Source organism: Streptomyces sp. SKN60 (assembly GCF_026236535.1).
Lineage (GTDB): Bacteria > Actinomycetota > Actinomycetes > Streptomycetales > Streptomycetaceae > Streptomyces.
In genome coordinates this window covers 19,047-33,474 of sequence record NZ_JAHTMW010000020.1, presented here as the reverse complement: position 1 = coordinate 33,474, position 14,428 = coordinate 19,047, and the positions used below count along the sequence as shown (strand labels likewise).

Genomic DNA, 14,428 nt, shown 5'->3' with positions numbered 1-14,428 from the left:
AAGGGGGAACCGCACCGTGCGCGAGAGTGCTGCCGAACGACACGACCGACTGCTGGCCCTGGTGCGCGAGCGCGGCACCGCCCGGGTCTCCGACCTGGCCGGGCTGCTCGGGGTCTCCCCGGTGACCGCGCGCCGGGACGTCGAGGCGCTGGCCGCCAAGGGCCTGCTCGACCGGGTGCACGGGCAGGTGTCCTGGCCCCGCGCGCAGGGCCCGGCCGGCCCCGCGGCGGGCGGCGGCCCGGTGCTCGGTCTGCTCGCGCCGTCCGCCGGCTACTACTTCGCCGAGGTCATCCGGGGCGCGCACGAGGCCGCCGCGCGGGCGGGCGCGCGGCTCGTGCTGCGGATCTCGGACTACCGGCCCGAGGAGGACCGGGCGCGCGCCGAGGGGCTGATCGCGGCGGGCGCCGAGGGCGTGCTCGTCGCGCCGGGCTGGCGCGGCCCGGAGGACCGGCTCGCGTACGGGGACTGGCCGGCCGAACTGGCGGTGCCGACCGTGCTCCTGGAGCGCCGGGCCGTGCCGGGCAGCGCGCTCGACGACCTGGACCGGGTGTCCTCGGACCACGCCCACGGAGTGCTGCTCGCCCTGCGCCACCTGCTCGGCCTCGGCCACGCGACCCCGCTCCTGGTGGCCCGCGGGGACAGCCCGACGGCGCTCGCGGTGCGCGCCGGGTACGCCGAGGCGCTCGGCACCCTGGACCTGGCCGCGCCGCACCCGGTCATCGACTCCGTACCGGCCGAGACCGACCCGGCGGGGTTCGAGGCGGCGGTCCGGGCGCTGCACACGGCGGTGACCTCGGGGACGGCGAGCGCGGCCCTCGTGCACAACGACGTGGACGCGATCCAGATCGTGCAGCGGCTCGCCGAGCTCGGGGTGCGGGTCCCGGAGGACCTGGCCCTGATCGCGTACGACGACGAGGTCGCCGCGCTCGCCGACACCCCGCTCACGGCGGTCGCCCCGCCCAAGCGCGAGGTGGGCAGGGCCGCCGCGGAACTCCTGGTGGAGCGGCTGACGGGCGCCGCCGCGGGCGACGGCGAGGAGCCCGTACGGCAGCATCTGAGCCTGCTGCCGCGGCTGCGGGTGCGGGCCTCGTGCGGGGCGCGGCCGGCCGAGAGGAGCTGATCTCTCACCCGATCTCCAGCCCGATCTCCCGTCTGATCTTTTTTCGATCAATCAATCTTTCGCTCTTGACTTCGCTCAGGAACGGTTTCAGGATCACGGCCACAACGTCCCAGCCGCCCCGTCCTCAGGAGCCGTGCCGTGAGCCGTAGTTGGAGCAGAACGTCCCGTGTCATAGCAGGCGCCGCCACCGCCCTGGCCGTCCTCACGGCCTGCGGCGGAGGCGGCGCCGGCGAGACCGACGCGGACGGGCCCGTCACCATCACCTTCTGGGGCTGGGCCAAGGGGTCCAAGGACGTGGTCGACGCGTTCAACGCCTCCCACAAGAACATCCAGGTGACGTTCGAGGAGATCCCCTCCGGCACCGCCGGCGGCTACGCCAAGATCTCCAACGCCGTGAAGGCGGGCAACGCCCCCGACCTCGTCTCCATCGAGTACGCCTCGCTCCCCGAGTTCGTCTCCTCCGGCGCGCTCCAGGACATCGGCGACCAGTTCACCGAGCAGGACCGCGGCAAGCTGCTGCCGCAGGCCGTAGAGCTCACCACGCTCGGCGGCAAGAGCTGGGCGGTGCCCTTCGACGCCGCCCCGCAGGCCTTCTTCTACCGCAAGGACCTGTTCGCGAAGTACCAGGTCGACGTCCCCAAGACCTGGGACGAGTTCAAGACCGCCGCCGAGAAGGTCAAGAAGGCCGACGCCAAGGCCCGGATCGCCACCTTCTTCCCGGACGACCCCACCACCTTCGAGGCCATGGCCTGGCAGGCCGGCGCCCAGTGGTTCAAGGCCGAGAACGACACCTGGAAGATCGACACCACCGACCCGGCCACCACCAAGGTCGCCGGCTACTGGCAGGGCCTGCTCGACGCCGACCTCGTCCACAAGGACGCCTCCTTCAGCCCCGAGTGGACCGGCTCCCTCAAGAACGGCACCACCATCGGCTACCTGGGCGCCTCCTGGGGCGCCGGCGTCCTCAAGGGCACCCTGCCCGAGCAGAGCGGCAAGTGGGCCGTCGCCCCCATGCCGAACTGGGGCACCCCCGCCAGCGGCATGCTCGGCGGCACCTCCTTCGCCGTCACCAAGGACAGCGGGAAGAAGGCCGCGGCCGTCGAGTTCGCCGAGTGGATGTCCACCACCGAGGCCGGCGTGAAGGCCCGCATCGCCTCCGGCACCTCCAGCGCCTTCCCCGCCGCCACCGCACTGCGCCCGGTCGCCAAGTCGGTCTTCGACGCCGGCTACTACGGCGGCCAGGACATCTACGCCCTGTTCGAGGAGGCCGGCGCCTCCATCGACGGCACGTGGGCCTGGGGGCCGACCACCGGCACCACCAACACCACCATCAAGGACCAGTTCGGCAAGCTCGCCCCGGGCGGCCCGCGCATCACCGACGCCGTCAAGGCCGGCCACGACGCCACCGTCGCCGAGCTCACCAAGCGCGGACTGAAGGTCGAGGGCTGATCCCGTGAAGGCCCGCACCCGCGCGGCGGCGACCCTGCTGACCCCGTTCTTCCTGCTCTTCACCGCGGTGATGGTGATCCCGATCGGCTACGCGGTCTGGCTCAGCCTCTTCACCGAGAAGCAGTCGGGACTGGGCTTCGGCGGCGCCGAGACCGTCTTCAGCGGACTCGACAACTACACCGCGGCGCTGGGTGACCGGGCCTTCCGCGAGGGCTTCGGCGTGCTGCTCGGATACTGCCTGTTCTACATCCCGCTGCTGCTCGCCGGGGCCCTCGGCCTCGCCCTGCTGCTCGACTCGACGCTGGCCCGCGCCCGCCGCTTCTTCCAGCTCGCGCTGTTCCTGCCGCACGCCGTCCCCGGCATCATCGCCGCGCTGATCTGGGTCTACCTCTACACCCCGCAGCTCAGCCCGGTCGTGCGGGCCATGGAGTCCGGCGGCATCGGCTTCGACTTCTTCTCCCCCGAAGGCACCCTCCCCTCCGTCGTCAACATCGCGCTGTGGGAATGGCTCGGCTACAACATGGTGATCTTCTACGCGGCCCTGCAGGCCATCGACCGCTCCGTCCTGGAGGCCGCCACCGTCGACGGCGCCGGCGCCTGGCGGATCGCCCTCGCCATCAAACTCCCGCTGATCCGGGCCTCCCTGGTGATGGTGGCCCTGTTCACCCTCATCGGCTCGCTCCAGCTCTTCACCGAGCCGCTCATCCTCAACAAGGGCACCGGCTCCGCCGTCACCTCCACCTGGACGCCCAACATGTACGCGTACACCGCCGCCTTCGACCGCAACGACTACGGGCTCGCCGCGGCCGCCTCCGTACTCCTCGCCCTGACGGCCGCCCTGCTCTCCTTCGCCGTGACCCGGCTGACCGGACGCAAGAAGGGGAGGGCAGCATGAGCCGCACCGCCACGGGCCACCGCCGGCCCTCCGTCTGGCTGTCGAAGACCGCCGTCAACGGCGCCCTGCTGCTCGCCGTCGGCTACATGCTCTTCCCGCTGGTCTGGCTGCTGACCGCCGCCACCAAGAACACCGGCGACCTCCTCGCCGGAGACGCCTTCTCCTTCGAGGGCTTCGACCTCGGCGGCAACCTGAGCCGGCTCGCCGCGTACAACGACGGCGTCTACTTCCACTGGTACCTCAACAGCCTGCTGTACGCGGGCGTCGGCGCGCTCGCCTGCTCGCTGATCAGCGTCGCCGCGGGCTACGCCTTCGACAAGTACGACTTCCCCGGCAAGGAGAAGCTGTTCGGCGTCGTGCTGCTCGGCGTGCTCGTGCCCACCACCGCGCTCGCCCTGCCCATGTATCTGCTCGCCAGCGAGATCGGCATCGTCAACACCTACTGGGCCGTGCTCGTCCCCGTCCTCGTGAACCCCTTCGGCGTCTACCTCGCCCGGGTGTTCAGCGCCGGCTACATCCCCGACGAGGCCCTCGAAGCCGCCCGTATCGACGGGGCCGGCGAACTGCGCACCTTCTGGTCCATCGGACTGCGCATGGTCATGCCCGGCTTCGTGACCGTCTTCCTCTTCCAGTTCACCGCGATCTGGAACAACTTCTTCCTCCCCCTGGTGATGCTCTCGGACCAGAAGCTCTTCCCGCTGAGCCTCGGCCTCTACGCGTGGAACAGCAACGCCCACGCCGAACCCGACTACTACCCCCTCGTCGTCACCGGATCCCTGCTCGCCGTCGTCCCCCTCGTGGTCGCCTTCGTCTCCCTGCAGCGCCACTGGAAGGCGGGACTGACCGCCGGCAGCGTCAAGTGAGGAACACAGATCCCACGATGCACCCCACCACTGACCATCGCCCCCGGCTCCTCCTCGCCATGGGCCCCGGCGTCGCCGAACGCCTGCTCACCGAGGACCACCGGACCCGGCTCGCCGCGCTCACCCGCACCGACCCGCAGCTCGTCGCCCACGACCTCACCGCACCGGAAGGCCCGGCCGCCGAAGCCCTCGCCGAGGCCGAACTCCTGCTCACCTGCTGGGGCGCCACCCCGCTCACCCCCGAGGTGCTCGCCCGCGCCCCGCGCCTCAAGGCGGTCGTCCACGCGGCCGGCTCGGTCAAGCACCACATCACCGACGCCTGCTGGCAGCGCGGCATCACGGTCACCTCGGCCGCCGCCGCCAACGCCCTGCCGGTCGCCGAATACACCCTCGCCGCCATCCTCTTCGCCGGGAAGCGGGTGCTGCGCTCCGCCCAGCAGTACGCCGAACTCCGCACCGACCAGGCCTGGCTCGCCGAGTCCACGACCTGGGGCAACTACCGCAGGACCGTCGGCATCGTCGGCGCCTCGCGCATCGGCCGCCGGGTCCTCGACCTGCTGCGCCCCTTCGACCTCGACGTGCTGCTCCACGACCCGTACGTCACCGAAGCCCCGCCCGGAGTCGAACTCGTCGGCCTGGACGAACTGTGCGCCCGCGCCACGGTCGTCTCCGTGCACGCGCCCCAACTCCCCGCCACGTACCGCATGATCGGAGCCCGCCAGCTCGCCGCGATGCCCGACGGCGCGACCCTGATCAACACCGCCCGCGGCTCCCTCGTCGACGAGGACGCGCTCCTCCCCCACCTCGTCGCGGGCCGGCTGCACGCGGTCCTCGACGTCACCGACCCCGAGCTCCCGCCCCCGGACTCCCCGCTCTACACCCTCCCCAACGTGCTGCTCACCCCGCACGTCGCCGGCTCCCTCGGCAACGAACTGCACCGGATGGCCGACCAGGCGCTCGCGGAGGTGGCGCGGTACGCGGCCGGGGAGCCGTTCGCGGAGGAGGTACGGGCGGCGGACCTGACGCGCTCGGCGTAACAGGCGCACCGTCGGCGTAAAGGGCGCACCTGGAGGGGGCGGACCTAGACTGGAGAGGTCCTACCCCGCCCTCGGACGTCTCCGGGAGGCGTCATGAGTTTCGTACAGATCATCGACTGCAAGACCAGCCGGATCGACGACCTGAACCGGCTGATGGACCAGTGGGTCGAGCAGACCAAGGGCAAGCGGACCGCCACCCACAGCATCGTCGGCAAGGACCGCTCCGACGCCTCCCACGTGGTGGAGATCGTCGAGTTCCCCTCGTACGACGTGGCCATGCGGAACTCGCAGCTCCCCGAGACCGACCGGATCTTCCGCGAGATGGTCGCGCTCTGTGACGAGATGCCGACCTTCACCGACCTGGACGTGGTGCGCGACGAGGCGCTCTACAAGGCGAACGCCCGGCGGCTCCTGGACATGTTCGCGAACGAGCCGGAGCTGGCGCTGCTCGACGAGGTCCTCGCCGAGGGCTACCACGACCACGATCCGACCAACGAGCAGGACGTCATCGGGATGGACGCGGTCCAGCGCGAGGTCGCGATGTGGCGGGGCGGCTTCGACTTCGCCTTCACCGTGGACGACCAGATCGCCGAGGGCGACCGGGTCTGCACCCGGTGGACCTGGCGGGGCAGCCACACCGGGGACTTCATGGGGCTCCAGCCGACCGGCATGGAGGTGTCGATGACCGGCACCGTCATCCACCGCTGCCGGGACGACGGGAAGATCGTGGAGGGCTGGTGGCAGTACGACCTGCTCGGTCTGATGGGGCAGCTCGGCGCCGTGGAGGCCTAGATCGGAACAGCACCGAGGCCCGGTGCTCCCGCGACGGGAGCACCGGGCCTCGGTCTTACGCGTCAGGCGTCAGGCGTCAGTGCCTCAGTGCCTCAGTGGGAGTGGCCGTGACCGTGGCCGTGACCCGCGTCCGCCGGCTCCTCCTCCTTCTTCTCCACCACGAGGGTCTCGGTGGTGAGAAGCAGGGAGGCGATCGACGCGGCGTTCTCCAGGGCGGAGCGCGTGACCTTCACCGGGTCGATGACGCCGGCCTTGACCAGGTCGCCGTACTCGCCGGTGGCGGCGTTGAAGCCCTGGCCCTTGTCGAGCTCGGCGACCTTGGAGGTGATGACGTAACCCTCAAGGCCGGCGTTCTCGGCGATCCAGCGCAGCGGCTCGACGGCGGCGCGGCGGACCACGGCGACACCGGTGGCCTCGTCGCCGTCCTTGCCGAGGTTGCCCTCGAGGACCTTGACGGCGTGGACCAGAGCGGAGCCACCACCGGAGACGATGCCCTCCTCGACCGCGGCGCGGGTCGCGGAGATGGCGTCCTCCAGACGGTGCTTCTTCTCCTTCAGCTCCACCTCGGTGGCGGCGCCGACCTTGATCACGCACACGCCGCCGGCCAGCTTCGCGAGGCGCTCCTGGAGCTTCTCGCGGTCCCAGTCGGAGTCCGTGGCCTCGATCTCGGCCTTGATCTGGTTGACGCGGCCGAGGACGTCCTCGGAGGTGCCGGCGCCGTCCACGATCGTGGTGTCGTCCTTGGTGACGGTCACGCGGCGGGCGGTGCCGAGCACGTCGAGACCGGCCTGGTCGAGCTTGAGGCCGACCTCCTCGGAGATGACGGTGGCACCGGTGAGGGTGGCCATGTCCTGGAGCATCGCCTTGCGGCGGTCACCGAAGCCGGGCGCCTTGACGGCGACGGCGTTGAAGGTGCCGCGGATCTTGTTGACGACGAGGGTGGAGAGGGCCTCGCCCTCGACGTCCTCGGCGATGATCAGCAGCGGCTTGGAGCCACCGGACTGGATGACCTTCTCGAGCAGCGGCAGGAGGTCCTGGATGGAGGAGATCTTGCCCTGGTTGATCAGGATGTACGGGTCGTCGAGGACGGCCTCCATACGCTCCTGGTCGGACACCATGTACGGGGAGAGGTAGCCCTTGTCGAAGGCCATGCCCTCGGTGAAGTCGAGCTCCAGGCCGAAGGTGTTGGACTCCTCGACGGTGATGACACCGTCCTTGCCGACCTTGTCCATGGCCTCGGCGATGAGCTCGCCGACCTGCTGGTCCTGGGCGGAGAGCGCGGCGACGGCGGCGATGTCGGACTTGTCCTCGATCGGGCGCGCGGTGGCGAGCAGCTCGTCGGAGACGGCCTTGACGGCGGCGTCGATGCCCTTCTTCAGGGCGGACGGCGAGGCGCCGGCGGCGACGTTGCGCAGACCCTCGCGGACCAGGGCCTGGGCGAGCACGGTGGCGGTGGTGGTGCCGTCACCCGCGATGTCGTTGGTCTTGGTCGCCACCTCCTTCACGAGCTGGGCGCCGAGGTTCTCGTACGGGTCCTCGATCTCGACCTCGCGGGCGATCGTGACACCGTCGTTGGTGATGGTCGGCGCGCCGAACTTCTTGTCGATGACGACGTTGCGGCCCTTGGGGCCGATCGTCACCTTCACCGTGTCGGCCAGCTTGTTGACGCCGCGCTCAAGGGCGCGACGGGCGTCCTCGTCGAACTTCAGGATCTTCGCCATGGGAGCGGTTCAGCCCTCTCGGAAATCGTTGAACGAAAACTGCGCCCCTGGACGCCCACGGGGAAACCAGGGGGTCAGGGGCGCAGCTCAAAGCATCTGGCTTCAGGTGCCTTGGTGAATTACTTCTCGATGATCGCGAGCACGTCGCGAGCCGAGAGGACGAGGTACTCGTCGCCGTTGTACTTCACCTCGGTGCCGCCGTACTTGCTGTAGAGCACGACGTCGCCGACCTTCACGTCGAGCGGAAGACGCTCGCCGTTCTCGAAGCGGCCCGGGCCCACGGCGAGGACGGCGCCCTCCTGGGGCTTCTCCTTCGCGGTGTCCGGGATGACCAGGCCAGAGGCCGTGGTCTGCTCGGCGTCGAGCGGCTGGACCACGATGCGGTCCTCAAGCGGCTTGATGGCAACCTTGGAGCTGGCGGTCGTCACGATCCGACCTCCCCCTTCGGTGATCTCACGGGGTTGACTGTCTGAGGTGGCGACCAGGTGGATCCGTCGTCGCGGGTGCCGGACCTGCCCGTCGCTGTGTTGGCACTCTCCTGCGGGGAGTGCCAGAGCCGAGACTATGACCGCGATTAGCACTCGGTCAAGCGGAGTGCCAATTCACGACCCCGTGGCGTGATGCGGCGCCTCCGGGCGGACTTCCGGACGGGCTTCCGGGCGGACCGCACGATGGGGGTGCGGGCGCGGGGTGACCCGCTCCGCCGCCTTGCGGCCCAGCCGCTCGAACGGGTCGACCGAGGGGGCGCAGGCCGGGAGGGCCGCGAGCAGCGCGCCGGCCAGGGCCAGGGCGGCGATCGGCCGGCGCGCCCGGCTCATACGTAGTCCTCGAGCTTCGCCACCGCGTACCCCTTGGCCGTGATCGTCTTCATCACCAGACGGATCATGTCCGGCATGGAGCCCTTCCAGTCCTCCTTGCCGCGGAAGTGGGTGAGGATGATGTCGCCGGGGTGCAGGTCCCGGTCCCACTCGCGCCACTCCATGTGGTCGGCGAAGGCCTCCGAGGCCCACAGCGGAACGGCCTTCACGCCGCAGGACTTGGCGGCGCGCAGGGTGTCCTCGTTGTAGTTGCCGTACGGCGGCCGGAACAGCCGGGGCCGCTGGCCGAACTGCTTCTGGATGATGTCCTGCATCCCGCAGATCTGCCGCTTCTGGTCGTCGTAGTCGAGACCGGGCAGATAGGGGTGGGTGAGCGTGTGGTTGTTCAGGGTCACGCCCTCGCCCTGCATCTTCTTGAAGTAGCCGTAGTCGTCCTTCACCAGGTAGTTGCTGAGGAAGGCGCTGTACGGGATCTTCAGCTCGCTCATCATGCGCAGCAGCGCGGGGTCCTTCTCGGCGCCGTCGTCGATCGTCAGGAAGACGATCTTCTGCTTGGTCGGCACGGTGGTGAAGACCGGCGGCAGGCCCGTTCCGTCGGTCTCGAAGCCCTTGCGGGTGGTGATCCTCGGCTTCGCCTTCGGCGGCTCGGGCGCCTCGATCGGCGGCTGGGCGAGACCCCACTTCTTCGCGGCGGCGACCCGCGCGGCCCGCGCCTTGCGGACCCGCTCGACGTACGCGTCGAGCGCGCCGGCCGCGCCCTCGGCGCGCGGCTGCTGACCGGCGGCCGGCTTGGCCGGGGCGGGCTTCTCCTCGGCGGCGGGGCTCGCGCAGGCGGAGCCCAGGGCGGCGACGAGCAGGGCGGCCCCGACCACCCGCACGGACGCCCGCACGGACCGGAATCCATGCCTCTGTTCTTTTTGTCGTACTAGCTGCATGGCGCCGCATCCTGTCAGCGCCACGCCCCTCCGGAGCCCCGACACCACCGGCGGACCCGCACCGTCCCCCGGGCGGCCCGCACCCGTACGGACCACGGTCTTCGGGCCGCCGGACCACGGCGACAATGGGAGGGTGACCGACCTCGCCGCCTTCACCACCCTGCTCGCCCCCGAGGGGCAGGCCCTGCTCGCCACCCTGCGCGACTACGACCCCGCCCAGGAGCTGGCGGTCGCCTCGCGGCTGCGCCGCGACCACCCGGCCGAACTGGTGTCGGCGGCGCTCGGGCAGGCCCGGCTGCGGCAGCGGGCGGTGGCGAAGTTCGGCGCCGAGGACGCGTACCGCATGTACTTCACCCCGAACGGCGTCGAGCAGTCGACGCGGGCGACGGTCGGGAGCTACCGGGCGGAGCGGATGAAGGCGCTCGGCGTGCGCGGCGTCGCCGACCTCTGCTCCGGCATCGGCGGCGACGCGATCGCGCTCGCCCGCGCCGGGATCTCCGTCCTCGCCGTCGACCGCGACCCGCTGACCGCCGAGGCGGCCCGTGCCAACGCCGCCGCGCTCGGCCTCGCGGAGCTGATCGAGGTGCGGTGCGCGGACGTGACGGAGATCGACACCAGCCCGTACGACGCGGTGTTCGTCGACCCGGCGCGGCGCGGCGGCCGGGGCCGGATCTTCGACCCCGAGGCGTACTCGCCGCCGCTGTCCTGGGCGATCGAGGCGGCCCGCAAGGCCCCGCACGCGGCCCTGAAGATCGCGCCCGGCGTCCCGCACGAGGCGGTGCCGGAGGAGGCCGAGGCCGAGTGGATCTCGGACGGCGGCGACGTGAAGGAGGCGGTGCTGTGGTTCGGCACCGAGCCGGGCGCCCGCCGCGCCACCCTGCTGCCCGGCGGCGCCACACTCACTGGGGGTACCTCCCATGCCGAAGGCCATGGGGGAGAGCGGCTGCCGGACCCGGCGGTCCGGCCCGTCGGCCGCTATCTGTACGAGCCGGACGGCGCCGTCATCCGCGCGCACCTGGTCGCCGAGGTGGCGAAGGAGCTGGACGGCGGTCTGATCGACGAGACCATCGCGTACGTCACGGCGGACGAGCTGCGCCCCACGCCGTACGCCGCCGCCTACGAGATCACCGACGAACTCCCCTTCAATCTCAAGAAGTTGAAGGCGCTGCTGCGCGAGCGCGAGGTCGGCGTCCTGACCGTGAAGAAGCGCGGCTCGGCCGTCGAACCCGAGGAGATCCGGCGGAAGGTGAAGCCCAAGGGCCCCAACTCGGCGACGGTGCTGCTCACTCGGGTCGCGGGCGCGCCGACGATGCTGATCGGGCGGCCGGTCCGCCCCTAGGCGGTGAGCGGGGCGTTGAGCCGGACGGCCAGGCGGTAGTGCGCGACGGCCTTGTTCAGGCCGATGAGCCCGTTGATCCAGAGGATGAGGCCGATCCCCATCCCGTACGCGACCATGCCGTAGCCGTCGCCCGACCGGGTCGCGGTCCCGGCGGGGACGGTGAAGCCCAGGAACAGGCCGAGCCCGCACAGCACGGCGGACAGCAGCAGCCAGCAGACGCTCAGCGCCGGGGCCCGCAGCCGCGCGTCCGTCGGCCCGTGCCGGTCGAGCGCCGCCCACAGCACGAGCCGCTCCCGCACCACCCGGTCCCGGCGCACGCTGCGCACGGTCAGCCAGACCGCCGGCCCGAGCACGCCGATGCCGAGGCCGGCCATGATCAGGCCGATGAGCATCGAGATCGGGTCGCTCAGCGCGCTGGAGAGCGAGGTGAGCAGCACACCGACCATCGCCCACCCGAGCTGGAGCAGCGCCAGCCAGGTCAGGAACAGCGCGAGCCGCCCACCGCCGAGCAGCCGCCGCGACAGATCCCCGAGCGCGACCGCCCGGTCGGCGAGCAGCGCCTCCCGGTCCGGCCAGCTGCGCAGCTCGACGGGCGGTGGGGGCGGCGGCAGTTGGGGCAGGCGGGGCAGTGCGGTACGGCGAGACATACCGGCGAGCCTAGCGACCGGCCGGGTCGTAGGGTTTCCCCGGTGACCGGATCCAAGGGGGAGATCATGACGCTGCGTCCGGAGGGGACGCCCACCCCGTACACCGCCTTCCACGACGAGCCCTTCCCCGAGGTGTTCGGGCACCCGACGGAGGCGGTCGTCAGCGCCGACGGGCAGTGGCTCGCGGTCAGTTCGGTCATCTCGGACCTGAGCCGGGTCGTGGTCTACCGCACCGCCGACCTCTCCTGCGCGCAGGTCCTGCACTTCGCCATGGAGACCGACACCATGGCCTTCCACCCCACGCTTCCGCTGCTCGCCATCGGCTTCGACAACGGCGACGGGTACACGCGCGAGGGCAACCTGATCCTGCTCGAACCCGAGAGCGGCCACCGTGTCGACCTCCCCGACACCAACTGGGGTGTCGAGCTGGTCCGCTGGACGGACGCGCACACCCTCGAACTCACTCTCTGTGCCATGGACGACGGGGACACGTACGAGCGCTCCCGGGCCACCTTCGTCCGCGAGGACTGGCTCGGTCTCGCCCCCGACGACCTCGCGCCGCACCCCGTCGACGCGCCGCTGATCGACCCGGACGCCCAACTCCCGTACCCCGAGCTCGAACCCGCGCCGTCCGTACTTCAAGCGCTCGCCGAGCGGGCCGGCCGGAGCTACGCATGCAAGGGCGGGGTGCGGGCCGTGGCCGGGCTGAGCGACGGCCGGGTGCTCGCCACCCGCCGCGACACCACGCTGGAGTGCCGGCGCTCGGACGGGGAGGTGCTGTGGAGCGTTCCCGCGCCCACCGCGGCCCCTGGCACCCGGATCGTGGTCTCGGCCGACGAGCGCACGGCCCGGGTCTCCGTCCCCGGCCCCGACTCCCGTACCCGGACCGACTTCCCCCTCGTCGACCTCGCCGACGGCACGGTCCTGGACACCCCGTCGGTGCCCTTCTCGGCCGCGTTGTCGGCCCGTACGGACGGAGTGTGGGCGATCCGCGACACGTACGACCGCGACGTCTACCGGATGGCGGATCCCGTCCCCAACACTCTGGTCTTCGCCCCCGACGGCACCCCGCTGGGCGCGGTCTACGAGCCCGACCGCTACGAGCTGGACCCGCTCGACGCCCGCCGCTGCCCGGAGCTGCTGTTCACGCGCCGGCGGCGCCGGGACGTGATCGCGCTCGGCCCCGGCGCCGCCGGTTCCGCCGTCGAGACACCGCTCTTCACCCTGGACGAGCCGGCGATCCTGGCGGTGTACGTCTCCGACGCCGCCGGGCCCGCGCTGCTGACCGGGTGGGGCGAGCTGGTCCGGCGGACCTTCCCCGCCGGGGAGGTCGTCTGGCGCCGCCCCATGGACGCGGTGATCGCCGCCCTCGACGCGTACGACGGCGTCGTGCACGCCCTGTGCGAGGACGACACCCTCGTCTCGCTCGACGCGACGGACGGCACCGTCCTCGAACGGCGCACGCTGCCCCCGTACGGGAAGCTCTCGCTGCACGCGGCCCCCGACGGCACGGTCCTCGTCGGCACCACGGCCGGACAGATCCTGCGCTACCCCTCCTGAGCCCGGGCCTCCCTGGCGCGGGCAAGCAACAGGTCGCGTTCCCGTTCGTTGCGGGTGAGTTCCGCCGCCCGCTCGAACTCCGCGCGCGCCTCCGCCGTACGGCCCAGGCGGGCGAGCAGGTCGCCGCGGACGCTGGGCAGCAGGTGGTAGCGGTCGAGGCCGGGGGCGGTGGCCAGGGCGTCGACGAGGGCGAGGCCCGCCGCGGGGCCCTCGGCCATCGACACCGCGACGGCGCGGTTGAGCTCGACGACCGGGGAGGGCGCGACGGCGGCGAGCCGGGCGTAGAGGGCGGCGATGGTGGGCCAGTCGGTGTCCGCGTAGGCGGGCGCCCGGGCGTGGCAGGCGGCGACGGCGGCCTGCAGGGCGTACGGGCCGGAGGCGCCGCCCGTCTCGACGGCGCGCTCCAGGGCGGCGTAACCGCGCCGGATCAGCAGCCGGTTCCAGCGCCGGCGGTTCTGGTCGGCGAGCAGCACCGGCGCCCCGTCCGGCCCGGTGCGGGCGGCGGTGCGCGAGGCCTGGATCTCCAGGAGGGCGGCCAGGCCGTGCACCTCGCTTTCCGCCGGCATCAGCGCGGCCAGGCCGCGGGCGAGCCGCAGCGCGTCCTCGCAGAGCCCGGGCCGCAGAAGATCGTCGCCGGCGGTCGCCGCGTACCCCTCGTTGAAGATCAGGTAGATGACTTCGAGGACCGAGCCGAGCCGGGCGGCGCGCTCCTCCCCGTACGGCACCTCGAACTCCACGCCCGCCTTCGCGAGGGTCCGCTTCGCGCGGGTGATCCGGGCGGCGACGGTCGCCTCCGGGACGAGGAAGGCCCGGGCGATCTCGTCGGTGCGCAGGCCGCCGACGAGCCGCAGCGTGAGCGCGGCGCGCGCCTCGGCGGAGAGCACCGGGTGGCAGGTGGTGAAGACGAGGCGGAGCACGTCGTCGTCGATGTCGCCGGGGCCGGCGGGCTCCGGGTCGTACGACTCCTCCGCGAGGGCCCGGCCGACCTCGGCGAGCTTGCGGGCGTACGTCTCGCGGCGGCGCACCAGGTCGACGGCGCGGTGCTTGGCGGCGGCCGTCAGCCAGGCGCCCGGCCGGTCGGGGACCCCGGAGCCGGGCCACTGCTCCAGGGCCGCCAGGAACACGTCCTGGGCGATCTCCTCGGCGATGCCGAGGTCCCGGACGATCCTCGCCGCGGTGGCCACGATCCGCGCGGACTCCAGCCGGAAGACCGTCTCCAGCGTGCTCTGCACCGTCACGGGTCACATGACAG

General features: G+C 71.9%; 14 protein-coding genes. 8 read left to right on the top strand and 6 right to left on the bottom strand.

Annotated features, from left to right (window positions below; translation table 11 throughout):
• Positions 1-16: 16 nt before the first annotated feature.
• From KV205_RS28370 to KV205_RS28345, 6 genes are all read left to right on the top strand, one after another.
• The gene (locus KV205_RS28370) at positions 17-1,120 is read left to right on the top strand and encodes a substrate-binding domain-containing protein (protein WP_265867522.1); all 1,104 of its coding nucleotides are present in this window, start codon (positions 17-19) and stop codon (positions 1,118-1,120) included.
• A 138-nt stretch (positions 1,121-1,258) separates the two neighbouring features.
• On the top strand, positions 1,259-2,569 hold the full coding sequence (locus tag KV205_RS28365; protein ID WP_265867521.1) for an ABC transporter substrate-binding protein: 1,311 nt from the start codon (positions 1,259-1,261) through the stop codon (positions 2,567-2,569).
• Positions 2,570-2,573: 4 nt separating this feature from the next.
• The gene (locus tag KV205_RS28360) at positions 2,574-3,464 is read left to right on the top strand and encodes a carbohydrate ABC transporter permease (RefSeq protein ID WP_265867519.1); all 891 of its coding nucleotides are present in this window, start codon (positions 2,574-2,576) and stop codon (positions 3,462-3,464) included.
• Positions 3,461-4,327, top strand: coding sequence for a carbohydrate ABC transporter permease (locus tag KV205_RS28355; RefSeq protein ID WP_265867518.1), 867 nt, complete (start codon positions 3,461-3,463; stop codon positions 4,325-4,327). The genes KV205_RS28360 and KV205_RS28355 overlap by 4 nt, the downstream gene beginning before the upstream one ends.
• A gap of 17 nt (positions 4,328-4,344) precedes the next feature.
• Positions 4,345-5,364, top strand: coding sequence for a hydroxyacid dehydrogenase (locus tag KV205_RS28350; protein WP_265867517.1), 1,020 nt, complete (start codon positions 4,345-4,347; stop codon positions 5,362-5,364).
• A gap of 93 nt (positions 5,365-5,457) precedes the next feature.
• Positions 5,458-6,156: an ester cyclase gene (locus tag KV205_RS28345; protein ID WP_265867516.1), complete on the top strand. Its 699-nt coding sequence runs from the start codon at positions 5,458-5,460 to the stop codon at positions 6,154-6,156.
• Positions 6,157-6,248: 92 nt separating this feature from the next.
• Here the strand turns inward: KV205_RS28345 and groL are convergent, their stop codons facing one another.
• From groL to KV205_RS28325, 4 genes are all read right to left on the bottom strand, one after another.
• On the bottom strand, positions 6,249-7,877 hold the full coding sequence (gene groL, locus KV205_RS28340) for a chaperonin GroEL (RefSeq protein WP_265867515.1): 1,629 nt from the start codon (positions 7,875-7,877) through the stop codon (positions 6,249-6,251).
• 119 nt (positions 7,878-7,996) lie between these two features.
• On the bottom strand, positions 7,997-8,305 hold the full coding sequence (groES, locus tag KV205_RS28335; RefSeq protein WP_004955293.1) for a co-chaperone GroES: 309 nt from the start codon (positions 8,303-8,305) through the stop codon (positions 7,997-7,999).
• A gap of 174 nt (positions 8,306-8,479) precedes the next feature.
• Entirely contained in the window at positions 8,480-8,695 is a 216-nt protein-coding gene (locus tag KV205_RS28330) for a hypothetical protein (RefSeq protein ID WP_265867514.1), read from the bottom strand.
• Positions 8,692-9,630, bottom strand: coding sequence for a polysaccharide deacetylase family protein (locus KV205_RS28325; RefSeq protein ID WP_265867513.1), 939 nt, complete (start codon positions 9,628-9,630; stop codon positions 8,692-8,694). Before KV205_RS28325 ends, KV205_RS28330 begins: the two co-directional genes overlap by 4 nt.
• A gap of 133 nt (positions 9,631-9,763) precedes the next feature.
• Between KV205_RS28325 and KV205_RS28320 the strand changes: the two genes are divergently transcribed.
• Positions 9,764-10,969: a class I SAM-dependent methyltransferase gene (locus tag KV205_RS28320; protein WP_265867512.1), complete on the top strand. Its 1,206-nt coding sequence runs from the start codon at positions 9,764-9,766 to the stop codon at positions 10,967-10,969.
• Here the strand turns inward: KV205_RS28320 and KV205_RS28315 are convergent.
• Positions 10,966-11,616, bottom strand: coding sequence for a hypothetical protein (locus tag KV205_RS28315; protein ID WP_265867510.1), 651 nt, complete (start codon positions 11,614-11,616; stop codon positions 10,966-10,968). The genes KV205_RS28320 and KV205_RS28315 overlap by 4 nt on opposite strands.
• Before the next feature lie 42 nt (positions 11,617-11,658).
• Between KV205_RS28315 and KV205_RS28310 the strand changes: the two genes are divergently transcribed.
• Positions 11,659-13,176: a hypothetical protein gene (locus KV205_RS28310; protein ID WP_265867509.1), complete on the top strand. Its 1,518-nt coding sequence runs from the start codon at positions 11,659-11,661 to the stop codon at positions 13,174-13,176.
• Here KV205_RS28310 and KV205_RS28305 read toward each other — a convergent pair.
• Positions 13,164-14,414: an RNA polymerase sigma factor gene (locus KV205_RS28305; protein ID WP_265867507.1), complete on the bottom strand. Its 1,251-nt coding sequence runs from the start codon at positions 14,412-14,414 to the stop codon at positions 13,164-13,166. The genes KV205_RS28310 and KV205_RS28305 overlap by 13 nt on opposite strands.
• Positions 14,415-14,428 lie beyond the last annotated feature (14 nt).